Below are 23,032 nucleotides of genomic sequence, written 5' to 3'. Positions count from 1 at the left end.
GTACCCGCGCACGATGCCTTCGACGAGCCGAAATGCGGCAGTCGCTGAGATTCGACGTTCGCTCAGCTCCGCGCCGACTTCTTGCGGTAGTCGAACACCTCGTCGACGATTCCGTACTCCTTGGCCTGGTCGGCCGTGAGGATGTTGTCGCGGTCGGTGTCCTTGCGGATCTTCTCCGGGTCCTGGCCGGTGTGCGAGGCGAGGATCTCGTCCAGCCGCCTGCGGATGCGCTCGATCTCCGCCGCCTGGATCTCCAGATCCGACACCTGGCCCTGGTAGGCACCGCCGGTGCGCGGCTGATGGATCAGCACCGTCGCGTTCGGCAGCGCCGCACGCTTGCCCGGCGTGCCGCCGGCCAGCAGGATCGCCGCGGCCGAGGCCGCCTCGCCGAGGCAGACGGTCATCACGTCGCAGTGCACGTACTGCATGGTGTCGTAGATGGCGAGCATGTCGGGCACGCTGCCGCCGGGCGAGTTGATGTACATGGTGATGTCGCGGTCGGGGTCCTGGCTCTCCAGGACCAGCAGCTGGGCCATCACGTCGTTGGCGACCGTCTGATCGATGGGCGTTCCCACGAAGACGATCCGCTCTTCGAACAGCTTGGCGTACGGGTCGTACTGGCGCTGGCCGTTGGGGGTGTTCTCGATGAACGACGGCAGGATGTACCGAGCCTCGATGCTCTTGAGCGCCAGGGCCGCATCCGGGATGCCCGCGCGGACGTCGGCGGGAAGCAGGTTAGTCATGTTCTCTCCGTAACCGGTGAAGTGAGGTGAACGTGGGTGGCGACGGGATCAGGCGACCGCGCCCGCGCTGGTCACGACGTGGTCGACGAAGCCGTAGGCCTTGGCCTCCTCGGCGGTGAACCAGTTGTCGCGGTCGGCGTCCGCCTCGATCTTCTCCAGCGGCTGGCCGGTGAACTCGGCGTTGAGCCGGTTCATCTCACGCTTGGTGGCGGCGAACTGCTCGGCCTGGATGGCGATGTCCGCGGCCGTGCCACCGATGCCCGCCGACGGCTGGTGCATCATGATCCGCGCGTGCGGCAGCGCGTGACGCTTGCCCTTGGCGCCGGCGGCCAGGAGGAACTGTCCCATCGAGGCGGCCATGCCCATCGCGTACGTGGCGACATCGCACGACGCGAGCTGCATCGTGTCGAAGATGGCCATCCCCGCGGTCACGCTGCCGCCCGGCGAGTTGATGTAGAGGTTGATGTCCTTGGTCGGATCCTCGGCCGCGAGCAGCAGGATCTGCGCGCAGAGGCGGTTCGCGATGTCGTCGTCGACCTGGGTGCCCAGGAAGATGATGCGCTCGCGAAGCAGACGCTCGAAGACCGAGTCGGTCAGGTTCAGGCCGACTGCGCCCGAGCTCATCGAGGGCGTGTACAGATTGCTCACTGAGATGTCCCATCTGTCTAACGGTGCGGATCTCCCCGGAAGGTCTCGTCGACCGAGTCCATCGGACGCATCGCGCCCGTCCTTCGGAGAAGCTGTCACCGAGATTAATCAATTCCACCCCCGGGGTTGTTCCTCCGACACCCCTTATTCGCTTACAGCGGAACGGTTCGGCGGATGTTCGATCCCCGGTCGAAGGCCCTCTGACAGCGCGACAGCCGGGACGATCACTCGTCCCGGCTGTCGCCGTGGTGTCGGAGGCCGGCGGTCAGGCGTCCTCGGCCTCGTCGGTCTCGGCCTCATCGCTCTCAGTATCGTCCGCCGATCCGAAGAAGGCCTTGGTGTCGATGGTCTCGCCGTTGGTGTCGGTGACCTTGACCTCGCCGATGACCTCGGCGAGCGCCTTGTTGCGGCGCACGTCGGCGTACAGCGCGCCGATCTGGTTGGCGTTCTGCAGCTGCTGGATGAACTCCTGCGGCGCGATGCCGTAGCGCTGCGACTGCATCAGGATCTGCTGGGTCAGCTCGTCCTGAGCGACCTCCACCTCCGTCGCGTCGGCGATGGCGTCGAGCAGCAGCTGAGTGCGCACCGACTTCTCCGCGTCGGCCTTGCTCTCGGCGTCCCACTCCTCGCGGGTCTTGCCCTGCGCTTCGAGGAAGCGGTCGACCTGTGCGTCGTCGTGTCCGAGGGCGTGGACCAGCTGGTGCTGAACGGCCTCGACCTCGTCGGCGACGACGGACTCGGGCAGCGGGAAGTCGACGGTGTCGAGCAGCTGCTCCAGGACGGCGTCACGGATGGCGCCCGCCTGCTCGTACTTCTTCGAGTCGGCGACCCGATCGCGAACGCTGTCGCGCAGTTCGTCGACGGTGTCGAACTCCGAGGCCATCTGAGCGAACTCATCGTCCAGCTCCGGCAGTTCACGGACCTTCACCGAGTTCACCTTGGCCGTGATCTCGGCGTCCTCGCCGGCATGGTCACCGGCGACCAGCTTGGAGGTGAAGGTGGCCGAGTCGCCGGCCTTGACGCCCTCGAGCGCCTCGTCCAGGCCCTCGATCAGGGTGTCGCTGCCGACCTCGTGCGAGAGCCCCTCGGTGGAGGCGTCTTCGACGGTCTCACCGCCGACGGTCGCCGACAGGTCCAGTGACACGAAGTCGCCGCCGGTGACGCCGCGGTCGACTCCGACGAGGGTGCCGAACCGGCCCCGCAGGTTGTCGAGCTCCTCTTCCACGTCGGCGTCGGCGATCTCGATCGGGTCGACCTCGACGGCGATGGACGAGAACTCCGGCAGTTCGATCTCCGGGCGGACGTCGACCTCGGCGGTGAACTTCACCGGCTCGCCGTAGACGAGCTCGGCCAGATCGATCTCGGGCTGACTGATGGCCTTGATCTCGGCCTCGGTGACGGCCTGCGAGTACTTCGCCGGAACGGCGTCGTTCACGACCTGCTCCAGGATCGCCTGCCGGCCGACACGCGCCTCGATCAGCTTGGCCGGAGCCTTGCCCGGGCGGAAGCCGGGGATGCGGATCTGCTGGGCGAGCGACTTGTACGCGCGGTCGAAGTCACCGGAGAGTTCCTCGAACGGAACCTCGACATTCAGCTTGACTCGGGTCGGGCTCAGCTGCTCGACGGTGCTCTTCACGGTGTTGGTACTCCTTGTCGGTTCGTGCTGGCAGTTCGTACTGTCGGACCGTTCTCCGGCGGTGCCGTCGGGCCTGCGACATCTTCGTCGGGATGACAGGATTTGAACCTGCGACCCTCCGCTCCCAAAGCGGATGCGCTACCAAGCTGCGCCACATCCCGTCGGGCCACGCCGAACACCGGCGGGACCAAAGGAACATAGTACGGGCCGAAGCGCCGCCACGACGAACCCGCCTCCCGTTTTGTGAATCGGCGCGAGGCTCGGTAGAGTTCTGCAAGCGCGCAGCGCGGCCGGGACTCCCGGCACGTCAGCCGCACGCGGGTGTAGCTCAATGGTAGAGCCCTAGTCTTCCAAACTAGCTACGCGGGTTCGATTCCCGTCACCCGCTCCAGACGACGCTTCAGGGCCGGTCTCCGACACAGGAGGCCGGCACTGAAGCGTCGTGAGCGTCTCGTCCCGTCCGAACGGTCAGAGCCCGCCGTCGCGGAGACGCCGGGAGTAGTCCTGAGCGCCGTGGCGCACCGCGGCGTGGACGGCCCGCGCGAGCGCCCCGCCCCAGTGCGACCGCGGCCCCGCGAAGGGCTCGGGTTCTCCGCCGTGATCGCAGACCACCACGACGGCGTCCGATGCGGTTCCGGTCGCCGGGTACCCGGCCTCGAGCAACGCCTGGGTCTTGGCTTCCGTCACGGTGATGACGGCGTTCACCAATGCCGCGTCGGTGAGGGCCACCGGAACGTCGACGGTGATGTTGACGGTCCCCGGCACAACGGTCCCGGGCACCGGCCGGTCGGACCGAAGCAACGGCGCCAGTTCCGGATCCGCGGCATCGACGGGCGCCGCCGCCCAGGTCGGCACCCTCAGCCCGACGGTCGCCGACGCGGTGACAGCGCCGTCGGCGCATGTCACGGTCCGATCCACCGCCGCCGCGGTCAGCATGCCCACTCCGCGTCCGCGCAGTCCGCTGCCCGCGGCGACCTCCCGGAGATGCGCCACCGGGTCCATCCGCCGATAGTCGCCGGGGACCTGCACGTTGAGCACCCACTCCACCGCTCCGATACCGCCGCCGAGCATGGCCGACGAGACACCGCGACGTCCCGGCCCGACGCGCCAGAGACTGGTGACGAGCGGAGCCTCGTCGCCGAACGCCCGAAGGAACTGCAGGTCGATGCTCATATCGCCGTTCACGCTAGCCGAGAACGACGGGCCGCTCACGGCCTGCCGACACCCAGCCCGCGGAGCACGATCCCGGCGAGCAACGCCCAGAAGGCCGAACCGACCCCGACCACCGCGATCCCCGATGCAGCGACCACGAACGTGACCGCGGCCGGCAGCCGATCGTCGACCTGCGACATCGCTGCCGCGCAGGCACTCGCGAAGGCTCCGAGGAGTGCGACGCCGGCGACCGCCTGAACGACCCCGTCGGGCGCCGCGAGCACCACCGCCACGAGCCCGGTCGACGTGAGTCCGAGGACGAGGTACGTGACGCCGGCGCTCAGTCCGGCGACCCACCGTCGTTCCCGATCGGGATCGGCGTCGGGCGCCGCGGCGAGGGCCGCGCTGATCGCGGCGAGGTTGATCGCGTGTCCACCGAACGGCGCGGCCAGCATCGATCCCACGCCGGTGACCGTCATCGCCGGACGCCAGGGCACGTCGTAGCCGAAGCCGGCCATCACCGCGACGACCGGTATGTTCTGCGCGGCCATTGTCACCAGATACAGCGGCACCGCCGCCCCGATCGACGCGCCGACGGTCCACGACGGCGAGGTCACACTCAACTGCGGAACGAAGTCCGCCAGTCCCGGACCGCCGCCGTCACGCGCGAGTGCTATTCCGATCACCACGAGCGCGGCCCCGAACGCCCCGGGCACCGCCCACCGCGGTCGCACCTTCAGCAGCACCAGCCACACCGCCAGCACGGGTCCGACCGCCGCCGGGTTCGTCGCCAGCCCGCGGAGGGGTTCCACGCACAGCGGCAGCAGCACGCCCGCCAGCATCGCCTGCGCGATCGACACCGGAATCCGCCGCACCAGCTTCGCGAGTCCGGGCCACCAGCCGGTGACGACGAGAAGCACACCGCACGACAGAAATGCCCCGACGGCTGCCGACCACCCGCCGGCGACCGCCCCGGTGGTCGCCAGCAGCGCCGCCCCCGGCGTCGACCACGCCGAGGTGACCGGTATCCGGAACCGCCACGACAGCAGGACCGTCGCGGCACCCATCGCCACCGACACCGCGAACAGACCGGACGCGGCCTGCGCGGCATCGGCCCCGACGGCCCGCAACCCGGCCAGGACCACCGCGAAAGACGAGGTAAAGCCGACGAGCGCGCAGACCACCCCTGCTCCGACGGGTACCGCGATCGATACCCGCTCGCGCCCGCGCACCTCGGCGTTCCGAGTGGTCTCAGTCATGGGACTACCGTTCCATAAACCGAACGTTCTGTAAACCGAACGGTCCTGAGGGTGTTCCCGCCGTACCATCGGCAGACGTGAACGACCTCGGAATCGCCGACCGGCTGCGCGAGCTTCGGCTCGCGCGCGGGTTCAGCCTGTCGGAGCTGGCGCGCCGTGCGGACATCGGCAAGGCCACGCTGTCGGAGATCGAGAGCGGCCGCCGCAATCCCAACATCGAAACCCTCTACGCCCTGTGCGAGCCGCTCGACGTCCCCCTCACCGGCATGCTGGGCGAGACTCCCGGCGCACACGGCACCGCGGCCGGCGGCATGGTGACGGTGCTGTTGTCGACGCGACATCTCGACGGCGCGACCATCGAGGTGTTCCGCCTCGAGTTCCCCGCAGGGGCGCGCCATGTGTCGCCGTCGCACGGCGAAGGGGTGCGCGAACAGCTGTCGGTGGTCTCGGGGACGCTGATCGTCGGCGTCGCCGACCGTCCCGCGACGGTGCACGCAGGAGAATGTCACGCGTGGACCAGCGACCGGGAACACGTATTCGCCGCGCCGGACGGTTCGGCCGAGGCGGTCGTCGTGATCACCACCCACTCCACCACCTGTGACCGATGACACCCCACTGAGCTGCCGATTCGCCCGATTCACAGGTGAAGTTCACCCGGAATGTGTTGGCGCGGGTACAACGGTTGTGTAACGATACTCTTCGAGCGCCCACGGGGGTGGCGCTAGTTCACGACCACGAAATGAAGGTAGAGACCACGTGTTTTCCACCAAGTCTTCGAGCCGCCGGGTGAGCCGGACCGCTCGAGTCGTTGCTGTGGCAGCCGGTGCGGCTGCGCTGGCGATGGGGGCGCCCGCAGTGGCCGAGGCAGCGCCGGTCACCGTCGTTCCCGGCCTTCCGCCGGTCCAGGTCCCCGATCTGCCGACCGTGCCCGGGCTGCCGCAGGCGCCCGCGCCGAAGCCGAAGCCCAAGCCTCAGCCGCAGACCACGACGCCGGAGAAGCCGGCCGTGCCTGCCGAGCCGAACGTCAAGAGCCCGACCGGCTGGGTCGCGCTCGCAGTCGACGGCGACCACCAGATCTACTGGTGGAAGAACCACGAGTTCGTCAAGCAGATGCCGATCTCGATGGGCACCGACAAGCACCCGACTCCCAATGGCGTGTACCACACCAAGGAGAAGTACCGGGACATGTACATGGACAGCTCCACGTATGGCGTGCCGGTCGACTCGCCCGAGGGCTACCGCACCTACGTCGAGTACGCCACGCGCATGTCGTGGGACGGTATCTTCATCCACGCCGCTCCCTGGTCGGTCGCTCAGCAGGGCGTCTCGAACGCCAGCCACGGCTGCATCAACGTGAGCACCGAGAACGGCAAGTGGGTGTACGACAACATCGGTCAGGGCACCCCGATCGTCGTCCGCGGCACCGTCGGCGGTCAGTACACCGGCGACTAGTCGGCGTGCACTGACGAATACTGTCAGAGACACATCAGAAGCCGGGCCTCCCCGATCAGATCGGGGAGGCCCGGCTTCGTGTGCGCGTCACCCGGCGCGGCTCAGCTCTCCCATGGTCGCCTGCAACTGCAGCCAGTGGGCCAGCGTCTCGCATCCGGTGGTGTCGGGCGCCGTCATCGGGGCGCGACGGTACGGTTCGCTCGCGTACGAGACGTGACGTCCCCCCAGCGGATTGCGCACCCGCCAGCGGCCGAGTTCGACGGTCGGCGGCAGGTATCCGCGGATCTCGCGGGCCGCGGTGCGCAGCCGCACCACATCCCGGCGCCACTGAGCCGGCGAGAAGCGGGTGGCATCCGCGTTCTGCATGCGCCGGCTCATCACCCGAGCCGTCGCGTCGACCACCCACTGTCGCAGCGCGGTCAGCGACAACGAGTCGGTGAGGTCGGCGATGTCCCGGATCAACGAATCGTCACTGGCATTGCAGATCATGTCCGACGGCGCTCCCACCCAGTACGCGGGGAGATCGTCGGGCAGATCCGCGCCGGGGCCGGCGACACCCCAGCCGTTGCAGCCGTCGATCACGCCGGGCGGCTGATTCGGATCCGCGACGAAACCGACCGCCGCGATCGCGCCCGCGAAGCGCAGACTCGCCGGGTGGGCGAGCAACGTCCTGATCACCGCGGCTCCCTGCGAGTAGCCGATCAGCATCACGGGCCGCTCCGCCGCGGCGATGGCCCGCGCCAGGTTGGTCACGCCGGCCGACACGCTCTCGACGTAGCTGACGCCGTCGTGCGCGGGTGCCGGACCATAGCTGGCCGGGTAGCCCACCCAGCGGGATTCGAAGCGGGCGTCGAGGCGGTCGGTGACCGCCCGCAGGAGTCCGGTGACCTCGGTCCGCGTGTCGCCGTCGAACGACTCCCCCGTGCCACCCACGACCAGAACCGTGAATTTCAGTGTCGCACCCATGTCTTCGAGCATGCGCCATGAGTCTTTGAGTCGCATCCGGTGGAGGATGAGGAAACGCTGAGGACTTCGACCGGCTCACCCGAGGTGGGTACTCACCGCTGACAGTTCGGGCACCAGAAGAGGTTCCGGCCCTCCATCTGCTCGGATGCGACGGTGGTACCGCACAACCGGCACGGCTCCCCCGCCCTGCGGTACACGTAGGTCCGCGGGCGGTCGGGCGCATACGCGGGGGCGCCGTGATCGTCGGACGGCCGTACCACGTGGATGTGGCCGCGCCGCACCCCGATCGGCATCAGATGGAGGAGATCGGCCCACATCTCGTCGAACTCGTCGCGGCTCACCGCGACACCTGGGCGATGCGGGTCGACACCGGCGCGGAACAGGACCTCGGCGCGGTAGATGTTGCCGATGCCCGCGACCACCCGTTGGTCCATGAGCAGCGAACCGATGGCCCGGCGCGACCGGGATACGGCGCGCCACGCGATCTCCGGATCGGCGTCCGGGCGCAGCGGGTCCGGTCCCAGCCGGGCGACGAGAGCGTCGAGATCGTCAGGCATGTACAGCTCACACGCATTGGGCCCGCGCAAGTCGATTCCGAGGACGTCGCCGATCAGCCGCATCCGGACCTGTCCCGTCGGCTCCGGCATCGGCAGCGCTTCTTCGCGGAAGGTGCCGTAGATGCCGAGGTGGATATGGACGATCCGCCGGGTGGCTGCGGTGCCGCGGCGACCGTCGTCGTAGCGGTGGATCAGATGTTTGCCCCACGCCTCGGCGCGGCGGAAGACCATGCCGTCCAGAAGGGCCGCTTCGTGAGCGAAGCGCCCCTGGGGACTGGAGACGGATAGTCGCTGCCCGCCGAGGAGACGTTGCTGCCGCCGGGCCAGCCGGTGCAGCGCATGCCCTTCGGGCACCGCCTGCTACTCGCCGGGAAGCGCGGGTGCCTCGCCGGTGCGCTCGTACTCGGCGAGGATGTCGATACGACGCTGGTGACGCGGTTCCTCCGACCACGCGGTGGAGATGAACGCATCGACGATCGCCAGCGCCTCCTCCTTGGAGTGCATGCGTCCGCCGATGCCGATGAGCTGCGCGTTGTTGTGCTGGCGCGCCAACTGTGCGGTCTCGACGCTCCACGCGAGCGCACAGCGCGCGCCGGGAACCTTGTTCGCGGCGATCTGCTCACCGTTCCCGCTGCCGCCCAAGACGATTCCGAGGCTGCCGGGATCGGCGACCGTGCGCTGCGCGGCCGCGATGCAGAACGCCGGGTAGTCGTCGAGGGCGTCGTACTCGTGCGCACCGCAGTCGACGACATCGTGGCCGCCCGCGGTGAGATGTTCGGAGATCTGGTTCTTGAGTTCGAAGCCCGCGTGGTCGGCACCGAGATAAATCCGCATGGCGTCAGTCTAGGGCCTGCGCGACGGCGGACCGGCACGGGGAGGCCAGTAGATTGGTGGTCGTGGATACCCACGGGCCCATTCCCTCAGTCCCCGGCGTCGACGATCCGCTGATCGTCGAACCGCCCGTCGATCTGCCCGGCCCCGGTGCCGTGTGGCGACCGCCCGCCGCCTACGCGGGCGCGCCGCGGCGTCACCCGTGGGAGATCCCGGTGCTGGTGGTGGGCGTGCTCATGGCGGTAGCGGCGTACGCGGTGGTGGTCGTGCTGGTCGCCGTGGGCGCGGTCTCCGAATGGCTGCTGCTCGCGCTCGCGCTTCCGCTGCTCGTGTTCCTCGGACGCGGTCTGAATTACGCGAATATGCGGGTCAACGCGGTGCAGCTGAGCCCGACGCAGTTCCCCGACGGCTATCGCATGCTGGTGGAGGCAGCCGCCCGCTACGGAATGGAGTACGTGCCCGACGGATACGTCGTCAACGGCAACGGCGCCATCAACGCCTTCGCCTCGGGGCACGGGTTCCGCCGCTACGTGGTGGTGTACTCGGACCTGTTCGAAGTCGGCGGCCGGGCACGCAGTCCCGAGGCCCTCGAGTTCGTGATCGGCCACGAGGTGGGACACATCGCCGCCGGTCACGTCTCCTACTGGCGACAGCTCTTCAGCAGTCTCATCATGGGGCTCCCCCTACTGGGATCGCTTCTCTCACGTTCGCAGGAGTACACGGCGGACAACTACGGCTACTACACCCGTCCCGACGGCGCGCACGCGGCGATCGGCCTCCTGGCGGGCGGCAAGTACCTGCTCAGTGCCGTCGACTTCGATCAGTTCGCCGACCGCGCGGTCCACGAGAAGGGCTTCTTCGTCACGCTCGCGAACGCGGTGGCGTCGCATCCGGTCCTCACCTGGCGTGCGGCGGCACTGCGCGACCGGACACGCGCCGGTGCGATTCTGCTGCGGCCCAGGCAGTTCGTGCGCGGTTCGGGCAGCGGCAACGTGGTGCCCGTGCCGCCGCCGGCGCCACCGGCCTCGACCGCTCCCGGCAGCCTGCCCAACCAGCTCGAACAGACCCGCACCTACTGAGGCGCGCGAACCGATCAGCCGAACTCGGGATCCTCGGTGCGGGTGCGCTTGAGCTCGAAGAAGTGCGGGTACGAGGCCAACGCCACCGTGCCGTCCCAGACGCGGCCGGCGTCCTCGCCGCGCGGAATCCGCGACAGCACCGGGCCGAAGAAGGCGACGCCGTTGACATGAATGGTGGGAGTCCCGACGTCGTCGCCGACCTTGTCCATGCCCGCGTGGTGACTGACCCGGATCGCGCCGTCGAACTCGGTGGAATCGGCGGCACCGGCGAGGTCGGCCTCCAGACCCGCGGCCTGCAGCGCAGCCGGGATCACGGTGTCGTAATCCTTGACGCCCTCATTGTGGAACCGGGTGCCCATCTCGGTGTACAGGCGCGGCAGCACCTGCTCCCCGTGGCGCGCGGCGGCCGCGGCGAGCACCCGAACCGGCGTCCATGCCGTATCGAGCATTGCGCGGTAGCTCTCGGGCACGTCCCGGTTCTCGTTGAGAACCGCCAGGCTCATGATGTGGAAGTTCACGTCGATCGGGCGGACCTTCTCGGCTTCGAGGATCCAGCGGGAGGTGATCCAGCACCACGGGCAGAGCGGATCGAACCAGAAGTCGACGCGGTCGGTGGAGGAAGCGTTCTCAGCCATGCACCCATTCAACCACCGTCGAGGCGGCGGCCGGCGGCGTCGGAGGCCACCCGCCACTACTGTTGACACCGTGAGCGCACCAAATCTGACACGTGACCAGGCGCGGCAGCGCGCCGCCATCCTCTCGGTCCAGAACTACCGGATCGAACTCGACCTCACCGACGGCGCCGGCGCCCCCGGCACCGAGCGATTCGGCTCCACCACGACCGTGACCTTCAGCGCGACTGCAGGCGCCACCACCTTCATCGACCTCGTGGCGCCCAAGCTGGTGTCCGCGACGCTCAACGGCGAAGAACTGGACGTGAGTGCCTTCGACGAGTCCACCGGCCTCGAGCTCCCCGGGCTGGCCGCGGAGAACACTCTCGAGGTGGTCGCCGAATGCGCGTACTCGAACACCGGCGAGGGGCTGCACCGTTTCGTCGACCCGGCCGACGGCAACGTCTACCTCTACTCGCAGTTCGAGACCGCCGACGCCAAGCGGATGTTCGCATGCTTCGACCAGCCCGACCTCAAGGCCTCCTACTCGGTGACGGTCACCGCACCGGGGAACTGGCAGGTGATCTCCAACGGCGCCCCCACCGGTGAGCCCGGCACCGCGGCCGACGGCGCGCTGGTACACCGGTTCGCGACTACGGAACGGTTCAGCACCTACCTCGTCGCCCTCATCGCCGGACCGTACGCGGTCTGGAACGACGAGTACTCCGACGAGCACGGGACGATCCCCCTGGGCCTCTACTGCCGAGCATCACTCGCCGAGCACATGGACGCCGAGCGCCTCTTCGCCGAGACCAAGCAGGGATTCGGCTTCTACCACCGGGTCTTCGGGGTTCCGTACGCCTTCGGCAAGTACGACCAACTGTTCGTCCCCGAGTTCAACGCCGGCGCCATGGAGAACGCCGGCGCCGTCACCTTCCTCGAGGACTACGTGTTCCGGTCGCGGGTGACCCGTTACCTGTACGAGCGGCGCGCCGAGACGGTGCTCCACGAGATGGCCCACATGTGGTTCGGCGACCTGGTCACGATGCAGTGGTGGGACGACCTCTGGCTCAACGAGTCGTTCGCGACCTTCGCCTCGGTCCTCTCCCAGGTCGAGGCCACCGAGTACACCAACGCGTGGACCACCTTCGCCAACGTCGAGAAATCGTGGGCATACCGGCAGGACCAACTGCCGTCCACCCATCCGATCGCCGCCGACATCCCCGACATCGCCGCAGTGGAGGTCAACTTCGACGGCATCACCTACGCCAAGGGCGCGTCGGTGCTCAAGCAGCTCGTCGCCTACGTGGGGCTTGAACCCTTCCTCACCGGCCTGCGGGAGTACTTCGCCGAGCACCGCTTCGCGAACGCCACTTTCGCCGACCTGCTCGGCTCGCTCGAACGGGCGTCGGGCCGTGACCTGTCGGGCTGGGGTGCACAGTGGCTCAAGACCACGGGCATCAACGTCATGCGCCCCGAATTCGAGACCGACGCGAACGGTCGCTTCACCTCCTTCACGGTGCTGCAGGAGGGCGCGGCGCCGGGTGCCGGCGAGACGCGCGTGCACCGCATGCGGATCGGCGTGTACGCCGACGAGGGCGGCAAGCTCGTCCGCAGCCACGTCGTCGAACTCGACGTGGAGGGTCCGCGCACCGACGTTCCCGACCTGATCGGCGTCGAGCGGGGCCGACTGGTACTGCTCAACGACGACGACCTCACCTATGCGTCGGTACGGCTCGACGCCGACTCGCTGGCCACCGCGACGGCTCGGATCGCCGACATCGCCGACCCGATGCCCCGGACGCTCATCTGGTCGGCCGCGTGGGAGATGACCAGGCAGGCCGAGATGAGCGCACGCGACTTCCTGACGCTCGTCGGCGAAGGCATCGGAGCCGAATCCGAAGTCGGCGTGGTCCAGCGGGTCCTACTGCAGGCGGTCACCGCACTGGAGTCGTACGCCGACCCCGCCTGGGCCGCGCAGACCGGATGGCCCACGTTCGCCGGGCGCCTGCTGACTCTGGCACAGAACGCCGAGAGCGGCTCCGACCATCAGCTCGCCTTCGTCAACGCGCTGCTGGGCGGCGTCACCCGCGACGACCAGCAGCCGCTGCTCCGCGCGCTCCTCGACGGCGACGAGCCGGCCGATCACGGACTGCCGGGCCTCGTCGTCGACGACGAACTCCGCTGGAAGCTGGTGAAAGCCCTCGCGACCCACGGCATCGTGGGCGACGACGTGATCGACGCGGAGGCCCGCAGGGACAACACCGCGGCCGGTGCACGGCACGCCGAGGCGGCGCGCGCGGCGCGACCCGACGCCGAGGCCAAGGCGACCGCGTGGACGCGTGCCTTCGACGACGACGGCATCGCCAACGTCACCGTGCGGTCGATCGTCGAGGGTCTGGTGCGTCCCGGCCAGTCGGCATTGCTGTCCGACTACACGCAGCGCTACTTCGACGATGTCGCGGCGCTGTGGGACCGGCGCACGAGCGAGGTGGCGCAGACGGTCGTGATCGGTCTCTACCCGTCCTGGGACATCACCGACGCGGCGCTGCAGAAGGCCGACGCCTTCCTGGCCGGTGACCATCCGCCCGCCCTGGCGCGTCTGATCGCCGAAGGCCGGGACTCCACCGCCCGCGCACTGCGCGCCCGGGACCGCGACCGCCGCTCGTCCGAGTAGCGCGCCCGCGGGCATCAGCCCAGCGAAACGAGACAGGCCCCGCCGTTCGGCGGGGCCTGTGTCGGTGAGTCGGATTCAGGGACGGTCGACAGCCGTGGCCATCACGCGCAGCGCGGAGACCAGTCCGTCGATCAGGTCGCCCCGCTTGAACGACGACAGCGCGGCCGAGACGCCGAGCTCCGCGACGCGGTCGTTGACCCGGCCCGCGACCAGCGCACCGGACACGACGGCGACGTCCTTCGAGTTCGGCGACACCGCAATGAGCGCGCCGTGGGCGGGCTCGGGCGCCTGAGCGAGGATCTCGCGGGCGCCGGCGACCGGGTCGGATCCCAACTCGCCGATGTAGACCGAGAAGCGCACGAGGGCGACCTCGCTGGCCTGGCTGAGAGCGTCGTCGAGCATGATCAACTCGTCGCGGGTGAAGGGCGGGGTGCCGAAGCCGTCGCCCGGGAACAGCGCGGCCGAGATGCGGCCGCTGCTGGTGACGACGGTGCCGAGCGGAAGACCGTTCGACGGCGCGACCGCCGTGCTCTGCTGAGTCACATCACCACTTGCCACTTGCCGAACCTCCCTCGACATCACCCGGCTCGAAGTGCCGGCTCAGGGCCATCGGCTCGATGTCGGTCGCGCTGAACAGAGTGGGACCGTTCTCCCACGGCTGATCGAGCGTGTACTCGGTGACCTTCGGCCGCTTCATTCCAAAAGAGAACACCATCGAGACCACACACAGCGCCACTGCGATCACACACAGCACCACGACGGTCATTCCGACGGGGACAAGAAGTTGATCCACACCCCACCCTTTCGACTAGCGCTCGGAGCTAAGCGCGGAGACCTGCCGTGTGCAGATCGTCTGGTTCAATTTATCGCACCGCGTGCGGCGCTGTCGCCGGAGGGCCTACACAGTGTCGTAGATGCCACGGGGGCGATAGTGGACAATGGTGAGCGTGAGCACGTTCTACGAGGAAGCCGGCGGTCACGAGACGTTCCGCCGGATCACCGCACGCTTCTATGAGGAGGTCGCGGCCGATGAGATCCTCCGGCCGATGTACCCGGAGGAGGACCTCGGCCCGGCCGAGCGACGTCTGCGAATGTTCTTGGAGCAGTACTGGGGCGGGCCGCACACCTACAGCGAGGAGCGCGGCCACCCGCGATTGCGAATGCGTCACGTCCCCTACAAGATCGGCCCCATCGAACGGGACGCGTGGTTACGGTGCATGAACATCGCCATCGAGTCGATCGAATCGGACGTTCTGGACGATGAGCATCGCCGGGCTCTGACCGACTACGTCACCATGGCGGCCGACACGCTCGTCAACAGCCCGTTCTGACCCACCGCGCGGGTATGAACGATTCAGTGAAGGCAGGAGAGGGAACAGAAGACGGTGAGTGAGCAGAGCATGGCGAACGTCCCCGCGACCGACGACGCCCAATGGTGGCGGTCGGCCGTCGTCTACCAGGTGTATCCCCGATCGTTCTCGGATCTCAGCGGCGACGGCGTCGGCGACCTCGCCGGGCTGATCGACAAGCTGGGATATCTCGAACTGCTCGGCGTGGACGCGATCTGGCTCTCGCCGATCATGCGCTCACCGATGGCCGACCACGGATACGACGTCTCCGATCCCCGCGCGATCGATCCCCTCTTCGGCGACCTGGACACCTTCGACGAGCTCATTCGCCAGGCCCACGACCGCGACATCCGGGTGACGATGGATCTCGTCCCCAACCACACCAGCGACCAGCATCCGTGGTTCTCCGGCGCGCTGGGAGCGGCCCCGGGCGGCCCCGAGCGCGAGCGCTACATCTTCGCCGACGGACGCGGCGATGACGGCGAGCTGCCGCCGAACAACTGGACCAGCGTCTTCGGAGGTCCGGCGTGGACGCGGATCGTGGAGCCCGACGGCCGCCCCGGCCAGTGGTATCTGCACCTGTTCGCTCCCGAGCAGCCCGATCTGAACTGGAACAACCCGGAGGTCCTCGCCGACCTGCAGACGACCATGCGCTTCTGGCTCGACCGCGGCATCGACGGCTTCCGCATCGACGTCGCGCACGGCATGGCCAAGCCCGACGGCCTGCCCGACCTGGAGCACCCGGCCGAGGTGCTGCTGCACTCCGACGACGATCCGCGGTTCAACAACGAGGCCGTCCACGACATCCACCGCGCGATCCGGTCGGTGATGGACGAATACCCCGGAACCTTCAACGTCGGCGAGGTGTGGGTCCGCTCCAACGAAGCCTTCTCACGGTACGTCCGGCCGGACGAACTGCATCTGGGCTTCAACTTCCGGCTGGCCACCGCCGGATTCGACGCCGATGAGATCAAGGAGGCGATCACCGAGTCGCTGGCCGCCACCGCCTCGGTCGGCGCGGTGCCGACGTGGACCCTCTCGAACCATGATGTGCCGCGCGAGGTGACGCGCTACCAGCCCACCGGTGAGGCGGCCGACGGGCGCACGCCCGACGACCTCCTCGCCATCGGCACCATCCGAGCGCGGGCGATGATCATGGTGGAGCTGGCGCTGCCGGGCACCGTCTTCATCTACAACGGTGCCGAACTCGGTCTGCCCAACGTCGATCTGCCCGACGACGCACTCGTCGACCCGGTCTGGGAGAACTCCGGTCACACCGACCGCGGTCGCGACGGCTGTCGGGTTCCGCTGCCGTGGGAGGGCACCGAGCCGCCCTTCGGATTCAGCAGCCGGTCGGACACCTGGCTGCCGATCCCCGCCGACTGGGCGGCACTGACCGTGGAGTCTCAGCTCGAGGACATCTACTCGATGCTGTCTCTGTACCGGCAGGCGATCGAACTGCGCTACGCACGTCCGGAGTTCTCCGGCGACACCGTGCAGTGGTACGGCGCCCCCGAGGGCTGCCTCGCCTTCCGCCGGCCCGGCGGCCTCATCTGTGCGCTCAACGCCTCCGATCGCCCGGTACCGCTTCCGCCCGGACAGATCCTCCTGGTCAGTACCCCGCTGGAGGGCGGTCTGCTGCTCCCCGGCGCCGCCGCCTGGCTGGTGTGAGATCCGGGCCGGGGATCACGGTCAACCGTTCGCTCCGGTTCGGAGGTTCCGCAGGGCCCGTTTGACGACCTTTCCGTTGGCGTTCTTGGGAAGCTCGTCGAGAAATGTGACGGACTTGGGCTTCTTGAAGGACGCCAAGTGCGCACGGGTGTGAGCGATGAGCTGCGGTTCGGTGACGTCGGCGCCCGGGCCGGTCACGACGAACGCGCATACGTTCTCGCCCCATTCGGGGTCGGGGACGCCGACGACTGCGGCCTCGTGGACAGCCGGATGAGCGAGCAGGACCTCTTCCACTTCGCGGGGATAGATGTTGGAGCCACCGCTGATGATGACGTCTTTGGACCGGTCGGTGAGGTAGAGGAACCCGTTCTCGTCGAAGTGTCCGACATCTCCGGTGCGCAGCCACCCGTTGCTGATGGCGGCCGCGGTCGCGTTCGGATCTGACCAGTACCCCGCCATGACGACATCGCCGCGGACTTGGATCTCTCCGGTTGTACCTGCAGGCGAGTCGGCACCGTCGTCGTTCACCACCCGCACCTCGACGCCGGTGAACGGCTGGCCGCAGGATCTGCGCCGAGGATCGGCGCTGTCGTGGGGAACCTCGTCCGGTTTCATCACGGCTATCGTCATGGGGCACTCGCCCTGTCCGTACATCTGGGTGATGATGGGACCGAACGTATCGAGCGCGTCCTGCAGATCTTCTTGATACAGCGCGGCTCCGCCGATGACCAGGCTGCGCAGGTGCGGAACCGCCGGTGCCGAACCCCCTCGGACCTCGTCGGTGAGACGACGCAGCATGGTGGGCGCGAGGAACGCTCCGTGGGTGACCCGGTCGGACTGGGCGAGGGCGAGATAGTCGGCTGGATCGAAGCTGCCGGCCGACGAGTACTCCACCGACGACCCCGGCGGGACGGCGTCGTTGACCAGCGGACCGGCGGCGTCACGCCACATCTCGTATGCGATCTCCTTGGTGATCTCACCGTCTCGGAGTTCGAAACAGTGCACCAGCCGCAGGCTGATCCGAGTGCCGATGGGGAACGGCAGATTGGGCATCTCGTCACCGATCACGGTCACGTCGGCAATCGCGTCATCGAACACGAACTGCTCCGTGCCGAAGCGTCGCAACGTGGTGAGCGAATGGAATTGCAGCGTGCGAAAGATCTTCATGTAGGCGCTGCGCACCTCGGCGGCATCGGTGTAAACGAGGCCGCGGTTCGGGGCTTCCCAGGAGATATCGGACGCGTAGAGGGCGATCGCCTTGTCGACGTCGTCGGGGTTCTCATTGTGGAAGTGCTCTTGGACCACCGCGAGGTTACGGGCGATGATCTCGTCGCGGGACAGTTCTGCGTCCGGGCGCATGGTCGTCATGAGTGAGGGTCCTTACAGTAGATCGGGAGCGGTTATCTGGTGAGCCACGGGTAGCGGGCGGAGTCGGCGTGGCTGGTGCCTTCGACCACGACCCTGTCGCCTTCGACGATGGAGTTGAAGTAGGCGGAGTGGTGTTCGATCGACGAGATGATTCCGCCGAGTTCGCCGAGGAACTCCTCGATCTTCTCGACGCCTCGAACCATGCCGTACTTGGGGAAGCAGAACAGAGCGTCGTCGGCGAAGAGTTCGATGACGTCGCCACCGGTATCGACGCGTTTGAGGAACTCCAGAGCGACTGACTTACGCTGTTCGTCGGTCATGGTGCCGGTCGTGATGGTCATTGGAAGCCTCCTTCATCAGATGGAGCGGAGTCAGACTCGGGACAGGACGGCGTCGATCGCTTCACGCAGCGCGCTGAGCGGGTCGTCTGCCATGCCGTGGCTCCGCCAGGCGATGTGACGGTCGGGCCGGACCAGCAGGCAGCCGCCGTCGGAGATCTCGCGGGCTCGCGCCCAGTCGCCGTATACGTCGTCGAAGGCGAGACGGTAACCGATGGGGGCACTCGCGATCTCGACGCCCACCTCCGCACCGATCTTCTCGGCAGCCGCGACCCACGCCTCGCCGCCGATTCCGGTGATCACTGTGAATCTGCCGTGACCGACGGCATCGAGTGTCGAGATCTGTTCGCCGTTCCGCTCGATCCAGACATGCGGCAGATATGCGCCTGGATGAGTGGTCGGTTGATAGTAGAGCTCGGGATCACGAGTGTGAGCCGGGAACGGGGTCCCGTCGCCGACCACCGCCGTCGAGGTGTACCGATGGCCGAGTTCGACACCGTGCGCGTGGAAATGGTAGGCGTTTTCGTCGATGCAGTCTTCAAGCGCCTTGCGCCGCTTGCGTCCGTCATCGGTGTCGGCGAAGAATTCGTCGATCGCCGCCCACCCTTCCTCGTCGGTCTGGCCCGGCCGGATGCCGAGGATCGACGGGACCCGCCCGACGATGTCTGCACTCTTCAAGGCGCGGTCCACCACCTGCCTGCCTACCGGATGACGCTCCTGGTGGTAGCTCTCGAGCAGAGATGGTCCGGCCTGCCCCTTGACGACCGCGGCGAGCTTCCAAGCGAAGTTGTACGCGTCTTGGATGGAGGTGTTGGACCCCAACCCGTTCGCCGGTGGGTGGCGGTGTGCGGCGTCGCCAGCCAGAAACACCCGCCCCCGCTGGTACTCGGAGGCGAGTACGTGATTGACCTGCCAGGTCGAGACGTTCTTGATCGTGACCGGAATGCTGTCGTCACCGATGGCCTTGTAGATGCGAGGCAGCATGGCTTCCTCGCTGGTGTCGATCTCTTCGGTGTCCGGGTCGTACATGAACACCAGCACCCACTCGTTCCACGGCCGCACGGTGATGAAGACTCCGGAGCCGAGCCAGAAGTCCTTGCCGGGCTGTGCGGTCCAGAACAGCACGCCCGGCCGGTGAGCGCGGTACTTGGACAGATCGGCTTCGAGCCAGATGTTGACCGCGTAGCCGAGCCCTGTTTCTCCCTCGAGTGAGAATCCCAACTGCTCGGCGACCGTCGAGCGACCGCCGTCGGCGCCGATCGCGTACTTCGCCCGCACCTGATAGGTCTCACCGGTGTGGCTGTATCGAACGGTCGCGGTGACCCCGTCGGCGTCCTGCGAGATCTCGGTCAGTTCCGTGGAGAACCGGATGTCGGCCCCGCGGTCGAGCGCACCCTGCAAGATCAAGGGCTCGAACAGGTGCTGGGGCATGTTGCACATGGCCGACGGGCTTCCCGCCTCGTAATCCGCTTTACGGTCGACCTTCGTCCCCCAGGTCTTCACCCGGGCGATCTCCTTGCCCGCCATGCTGGTGGCCCACACGTTGTCGGCCATCAACTCGTTGGGGACGGAGACGCTGCGCACCTGATCCTCGATCCCGAGGTCGCGCATGACCTCCATGGTGCGCTGGTTCGTGATGTGTGCCCTCGGCGTGTTGGCGGTACGCGGGTACTTGGTGACCGTGACGGCATCGACGCCGTGCATCGCCAGGAACGCCGCAGCTGTCAGTCCGGAGGGCCCGGCACCCACGACGAGCACATCGGTCTCGACGACTCTCATGGCTTATCTCCTTCTCGTCAGTCGCGGGGTGCGACGAGGCGATGGCTCATCTGACCCAGCCCCTCGATGCTGGTAGTCAGCACCTCGCCGGCGGCGAGGTAGCGTTGCGGATCCGCGGCGAGGCCGACTCCGGCCGGGGTCCCGGTGAAGATCAGGTCGCCCGGGTAGAGCGTGACGACCTCGGAGAGCTGTGCGATCAGTTCGGGTACGGAGAAGATCAGGTCGGAGGTCGAGCTCTTCTGGACCTCTTCTCCGTCGATCGCGCAAGCGATCTCCAGATCGTCCGGATTCTCCAGTTCGTCCGGAGTGACCACCCAGGGCCCGATCGGGCCGAAGCCGGGATGCGATTTGGCGAGACTGAACTGCGGTGCGGGTCCGGCGAGCTGACGGGATCGCTCCGAGATGTCCTGGCCGTTGGTCAGTCCCGCGACGTGGTCCCACGCGTTCTCCACATGCACTCCGCGTGCTTCCCGACCGATCACCACCACCAACTCCGCTTCCCAGTCGACGTTCCCGTCGACGAGGGCGATGTCCCCGAAGGGTCCGGTCAGGGATGAGGCGAATTTGGTGAACACCGACGCCCTGGCCGGGATTTCGAATCCTGACTCGGCGGCGTGTTCCCGATAGTTGAGCGCAATGGCGAAGATCTGCCGCGGCCTCGACACCGGCGGTCCGAGCAACGTCTCGTCGAAACTCTGCGGCGTCAATGCAGCTGCCCGCGCCCACTCACGGAACTCATCCCAGCGTGCGAGCACAGACTCCGGATCCGGCCCGAAACGCCCTTCGCTGTCGCGGGCGATGTCGGCCGCCCCGTCTTCGGTCACCAGTACCGCTCGTCCTGCAAGATTCGCCAGCTTCATCGTCATCCTCCTCTTCCAGAGTGACGGGCGCCACTCTGCGGTGTGCGTTTCAGCATGCGCCACAACTTTCCATCAGTCAAGAGAAAATAGAAAGTTATACAGAAGTTCCTTTCCTGCTAGGGTCGAAGCATGGCGCGATCCACGTATGGGACCCGCGCGGACGACACGTTCGCGACGATGAGAGCCGACATTCTGGCCGGCAGGTTGACACCCGGCGAGAAGCTGAAGTTCCCGGAACTGAGCACCAGATACGGCGTCGGCGTAGGGGTGCTTCGCGAAGCTCTGACCCGCTTGGTCGAACAGGACCTCGTCCGGTCTCAACCGCACCAGGGGTTTCAGGTGACCCCGCTGTCCGCAGAGGACCTGATCGAACTCACAACGGCGCGCGTGGCGATCGAGTGCCTGGTGTTCCGCATGTCACTGGCTGAAGGCGACACTCCGTGGGAGTCGGATCTGGTCGCGAAGCACCACACACTCGAGAGGACTCCGCAGTACGACCGGGACGATCCAGAACGCGTGGGCGACGCGTGGTCGCGGGCGCACGCCGATTTCCATCATGCGCTGTTGGCCGGCTGCCGAAACTCCAGACTGCTGGGGATCGCGACATCGTTGCGTGATTCCGCAGAGCTCTACCGATCGTGGTCCCAGCAGCACTTCAGGCACCCGGACCGTGACGTGATCGCAGAACACCGCGAACTCATGGAACTCGCACTCGCGCGAGATGCCGATGCCGCGGTCGAGGCGTTAGCGCGGCATATCAGCCACACCACCGACATTCTTCTCGGCACCGACCACCGGCAGGAATCGATGTCGGCCGGAAACGTGGGCAGCGGCGTGTCCGCCTAGCTGCGCACGGCCAGATTCAGCACCGAGCGCCGTTGGTAGACCGAGCCGAAGCGCGCGTCCACCCGCACCCAGCTGGACGAGAGACGGACCCGCACCGGCTCGTCCGGCGCGATCGCGTCGATCGGTGAGTCGGCAGTGATCTCGCGGCCGGCGGCGTCGCGGACGAAGCCCATCGCGGTGAGGGCGAAGACCGCACGCATCGACACCTTCGCCCGAGCGCCCGACCCGTTCGGCCCGCTCACCTCGATCACCGTCTGATCCAGCAACGACGACGCCGGACCGAGCGCGCCGGATTCCGTGCGGGCCACGTCGGCGCCCCTGCGGGCGAGTGACACCAGCTCGCGCGCCGGGACGTCGTCGAGGTGGTCGAAGCCGTCCGACGGGGGCAGCGCGCCCTGCCAGGCTCCGGGCAGTGCGAAGCCGAGCGGGAGCGGACCGTCGCCGCCCACCGCCGCCGACATCGCGCCGACGTCGGCGACCACGTCGGCCGGAGTCACCGAACCGAACACCGAGCGGGTCGCGAGGATGTCGAAGCCGGTGCGCACCCACAACCCGACGCGCCCGTCCGGCCGCTGCTGAACCCGCAGCACGCCGGAGTCGTCCACCCGGCGAGCCCGTTCCAGGAATGCCGCCAGATCGGTTCGGTCGGCCGGCCCGTGCGGGACCAGCACCCGCTCCCCCGCCGCCGCGTCGGTCACCTGTTCACCGGCTCGCGGAGGAAGCTCTGCAGATACGCCTTCTCGTCGGCGGTCATGCGCCGGGGCCGCTGCGTGTCGATGTCGAAGGAGACCAGCTGAGTGGTGGCGACCACCGACGGACGGGACTCGGGATCGGCTCCGTACGGCCGGACCTCGTAGCCCACCGTGAAGTCGACCGCACGCAGTCGCTCCACGAACATGGTGACGCGGATCGGCGACTCGTCGTGGCGGATCTGTCCCTGGTACTTGACGTGCAGGTCGGCGACGAGACAGCCCTTGCGCATCAGCGCGGTGGGCTTGTCATCGTAGAAGAGCCAGGGGATCCGCGCCTCCTCGAGCAGGGTCACCATGCGCGCGTGGTTGATGTGCGCGAATACGTCCATATCCGACCACCGCACCGGGACCGACACCTCGTACCCCCGGTCGGTCCGACAACCGTTATCCGCGAAAAGCCTTCGCTTGTCGACGTTCTCGTCTACGGCGAGGGATTCTTGATCTGCCATGCGCTGTGT

The 23,032-nt window shown here is 67.7% G+C and carries 24 protein-coding genes and 2 tRNA genes; 8 read left to right on the top strand and 18 right to left on the bottom strand.

What is annotated here, in order from left to right; translation table 11 throughout:
* Nucleotides 1-62: 62 nt before the first annotated feature.
* The 4 genes from ABFX36_RS05015 to ABFX36_RS05000 form a co-directional block, all read right to left on the bottom strand.
* Nucleotides 63-743: an ATP-dependent Clp protease proteolytic subunit gene (locus tag ABFX36_RS05015; RefSeq protein WP_006896637.1), complete on the bottom strand. Its 681-nt coding sequence runs from the start codon at nucleotides 741-743 to the stop codon at nucleotides 63-65.
* Nucleotides 744-791: 48 nt separating this feature from the next.
* Nucleotides 792-1,367 carry an ATP-dependent Clp protease proteolytic subunit gene (locus tag ABFX36_RS05010; RefSeq protein WP_039867541.1) on the bottom strand — a complete coding sequence of 192 codons (576 nt, stop codon included), beginning with the start codon at nucleotides 1,365-1,367 and terminating at the stop codon, nucleotides 792-794.
* 289 nt (nucleotides 1,368-1,656) lie between these two features.
* A complete protein-coding gene (gene tig / locus ABFX36_RS05005) occupies nucleotides 1,657-3,027 on the bottom strand; it encodes a trigger factor (protein ID WP_006896635.1) in 1,371 nt (456 codons plus the stop codon).
* Nucleotides 3,028-3,114: 87 nt separating this feature from the next.
* Nucleotides 3,115-3,188 (bottom strand) — tRNA-Pro (locus ABFX36_RS05000).
* Nucleotides 3,189-3,344: 156 nt separating this feature from the next.
* Here ABFX36_RS05000 and ABFX36_RS04995 point away from each other — a divergent pair.
* Nucleotides 3,345-3,418 (top strand) — tRNA-Gly (locus ABFX36_RS04995).
* 77 nt (nucleotides 3,419-3,495) lie between these two features.
* Here ABFX36_RS04995 and ABFX36_RS04990 read toward each other — a convergent pair.
* Nucleotides 3,496-4,200, bottom strand: coding sequence for an adenosylcobinamide amidohydrolase (locus tag ABFX36_RS04990; RefSeq protein WP_045537002.1), 705 nt, complete (start codon nucleotides 4,198-4,200; stop codon nucleotides 3,496-3,498).
* A 35-nt stretch (nucleotides 4,201-4,235) separates the two neighbouring features.
* Nucleotides 4,236-5,438, bottom strand: coding sequence for a benzoate/H(+) symporter BenE family transporter (locus ABFX36_RS04985; RefSeq protein WP_346075213.1), 1,203 nt, complete (start codon nucleotides 5,436-5,438; stop codon nucleotides 4,236-4,238).
* A 77-nt stretch (nucleotides 5,439-5,515) separates the two neighbouring features.
* Between ABFX36_RS04985 and ABFX36_RS04980 the strand changes: the two genes are divergently transcribed.
* Nucleotides 5,516-6,046, top strand: coding sequence for a helix-turn-helix domain-containing protein (locus ABFX36_RS04980; RefSeq protein ID WP_045536998.1), 531 nt, complete (start codon nucleotides 5,516-5,518; stop codon nucleotides 6,044-6,046).
* A gap of 148 nt (nucleotides 6,047-6,194) precedes the next feature.
* Nucleotides 6,195-6,890 carry a L,D-transpeptidase gene (locus ABFX36_RS04975; RefSeq protein WP_006896631.1) on the top strand — a complete coding sequence of 232 codons (696 nt, stop codon included), beginning with the start codon at nucleotides 6,195-6,197 and terminating at the stop codon, nucleotides 6,888-6,890.
* An 87-nt stretch (nucleotides 6,891-6,977) separates the two neighbouring features.
* Here the strand turns inward: ABFX36_RS04975 and ABFX36_RS04970 are convergent, their stop codons facing one another.
* From ABFX36_RS04970 to ABFX36_RS04960, 3 genes are all read right to left on the bottom strand, one after another.
* Entirely contained in the window at nucleotides 6,978-7,868 is an 891-nt protein-coding gene (locus ABFX36_RS04970; RefSeq protein WP_006896630.1) for a PE-PPE domain-containing protein, read from the bottom strand.
* A gap of 80 nt (nucleotides 7,869-7,948) precedes the next feature.
* Nucleotides 7,949-8,767: an Fpg/Nei family DNA glycosylase gene (locus tag ABFX36_RS04965; protein ID WP_045536996.1), complete on the bottom strand. Its 819-nt coding sequence runs from the start codon at nucleotides 8,765-8,767 to the stop codon at nucleotides 7,949-7,951.
* Nucleotides 8,768-8,773: 6 nt separating this feature from the next.
* Entirely contained in the window at nucleotides 8,774-9,247 is a 474-nt protein-coding gene (locus tag ABFX36_RS04960; RefSeq protein ID WP_006896628.1) for a ribose-5-phosphate isomerase, read from the bottom strand.
* Between the two features lie 53 nt (nucleotides 9,248-9,300).
* On the opposite strand from ABFX36_RS04960, the gene ABFX36_RS04955 reads away from it, so the two are divergent.
* On the top strand, nucleotides 9,301-10,323 hold the full coding sequence (locus ABFX36_RS04955; protein ID WP_006896627.1) for a M48 family metallopeptidase: 1,023 nt from the start codon (nucleotides 9,301-9,303) through the stop codon (nucleotides 10,321-10,323).
* A gap of 14 nt (nucleotides 10,324-10,337) precedes the next feature.
* On the opposite strand, the gene ABFX36_RS04950 is transcribed toward ABFX36_RS04955, so the two are convergent.
* The gene (locus ABFX36_RS04950; protein WP_045536994.1) at nucleotides 10,338-10,958 is read right to left on the bottom strand and encodes a mycothiol-dependent nitroreductase Rv2466c family protein; all 621 of its coding nucleotides are present in this window, start codon (nucleotides 10,956-10,958) and stop codon (nucleotides 10,338-10,340) included.
* Between the two features lie 70 nt (nucleotides 10,959-11,028).
* Between ABFX36_RS04950 and pepN the strand changes: the two genes are divergently transcribed.
* The gene (pepN, locus tag ABFX36_RS04945; protein ID WP_045536992.1) at nucleotides 11,029-13,611 is read left to right on the top strand and encodes an aminopeptidase N; all 2,583 of its coding nucleotides are present in this window, start codon (nucleotides 11,029-11,031) and stop codon (nucleotides 13,609-13,611) included.
* A 75-nt stretch (nucleotides 13,612-13,686) separates the two neighbouring features.
* On the opposite strand, the gene ABFX36_RS04940 is transcribed toward pepN, so the two are convergent.
* The gene (locus tag ABFX36_RS04940) at nucleotides 13,687-14,169 is read right to left on the bottom strand and encodes a DUF5130 domain-containing protein (RefSeq protein ID WP_372452526.1); all 483 of its coding nucleotides are present in this window, start codon (nucleotides 14,167-14,169) and stop codon (nucleotides 13,687-13,689) included.
* Nucleotides 14,156-14,404, bottom strand: a complete 249-nt coding sequence (gene ctaJ / locus ABFX36_RS04935; RefSeq protein WP_006896623.1) for an aa3-type cytochrome oxidase subunit CtaJ — start codon at nucleotides 14,402-14,404, stop codon at nucleotides 14,156-14,158. Before ctaJ ends, ABFX36_RS04940 begins: the two co-directional genes overlap by 14 nt.
* Nucleotides 14,405-14,549: 145 nt before the next feature.
* On the opposite strand from ctaJ, the gene ABFX36_RS04930 reads away from it, so the two are divergent.
* Both ABFX36_RS04930 and ABFX36_RS04925 read left to right on the top strand, forming a co-directional pair.
* On the top strand, nucleotides 14,550-14,942 hold the full coding sequence (locus tag ABFX36_RS04930; RefSeq protein WP_006896622.1) for a globin: 393 nt from the start codon (nucleotides 14,550-14,552) through the stop codon (nucleotides 14,940-14,942).
* Nucleotides 14,943-15,011: 69 nt separating this feature from the next.
* Nucleotides 15,012-16,631, top strand: coding sequence for a glycoside hydrolase family 13 protein (locus tag ABFX36_RS04925; RefSeq protein ID WP_045537011.1), 1,620 nt, complete (start codon nucleotides 15,012-15,014; stop codon nucleotides 16,629-16,631).
* Between the two features lie 21 nt (nucleotides 16,632-16,652).
* Here ABFX36_RS04925 and ABFX36_RS04920 read toward each other — a convergent pair whose 3' ends face one another.
* From ABFX36_RS04920 to ABFX36_RS04905, 4 genes are read right to left on the bottom strand one after another with little or no spacing between them, the layout of a single operon-like run.
* Complete coding sequence (locus ABFX36_RS04920) at nucleotides 16,653-17,999, bottom strand: AMP-binding enzyme (protein WP_045536988.1); 1,347 nt, start codon at nucleotides 17,997-17,999, stop codon at nucleotides 16,653-16,655.
* Nucleotides 18,000-18,031: 32 nt separating this feature from the next.
* On the bottom strand, nucleotides 18,032-18,340 hold the full coding sequence (locus ABFX36_RS04915; protein ID WP_346075205.1) for a nuclear transport factor 2 family protein: 309 nt from the start codon (nucleotides 18,338-18,340) through the stop codon (nucleotides 18,032-18,034).
* Nucleotides 18,341-18,370: 30 nt separating this feature from the next.
* Entirely contained in the window at nucleotides 18,371-20,116 is a 1,746-nt protein-coding gene (locus tag ABFX36_RS04910) for an FAD-dependent monooxygenase (RefSeq protein WP_346075203.1), read from the bottom strand.
* Between the two features lie 17 nt (nucleotides 20,117-20,133).
* Nucleotides 20,134-20,976, bottom strand: coding sequence for a fumarylacetoacetate hydrolase family protein (locus ABFX36_RS04905; protein WP_006896616.1), 843 nt, complete (start codon nucleotides 20,974-20,976; stop codon nucleotides 20,134-20,136).
* A gap of 129 nt (nucleotides 20,977-21,105) precedes the next feature.
* Here ABFX36_RS04905 and ABFX36_RS04900 point away from each other — a divergent pair, with 129 nt between their 5' ends.
* Complete coding sequence (locus tag ABFX36_RS04900) at nucleotides 21,106-21,822, top strand: GntR family transcriptional regulator (protein ID WP_062367605.1); 717 nt, start codon at nucleotides 21,106-21,108, stop codon at nucleotides 21,820-21,822.
* Here ABFX36_RS04900 and ABFX36_RS04895 read toward each other — a convergent pair.
* Both ABFX36_RS04895 and ABFX36_RS04890 read right to left on the bottom strand, forming a co-directional pair.
* Nucleotides 21,819-22,520 (bottom strand): DUF8185 domain-containing protein, encoded by a 702-nt coding sequence (locus ABFX36_RS04895; RefSeq protein ID WP_006896614.1) that lies wholly within the window; start codon nucleotides 22,518-22,520, stop codon nucleotides 21,819-21,821. The two genes, ABFX36_RS04900 and ABFX36_RS04895, sit on opposite strands and share 4 nt — an antisense overlap.
* On the bottom strand, nucleotides 22,517-23,023 hold the full coding sequence (locus tag ABFX36_RS04890; RefSeq protein WP_006896613.1) for an acyl-CoA thioesterase: 507 nt from the start codon (nucleotides 23,021-23,023) through the stop codon (nucleotides 22,517-22,519). The genes ABFX36_RS04895 and ABFX36_RS04890 overlap by 4 nt, the downstream gene beginning before the upstream one ends.
* Nucleotides 23,024-23,032: the final 9 nt, after the last annotated feature.

Origin of the sequence: Gordonia cholesterolivorans (assembly GCF_039531975.1) — a bacterium.
Classification (GTDB): Bacteria; Actinomycetota; Actinomycetes; order Mycobacteriales; family Mycobacteriaceae; genus Gordonia; species Gordonia sihwensis.
This window is presented reverse-complemented; position numbering and strand designations above follow the sequence as displayed.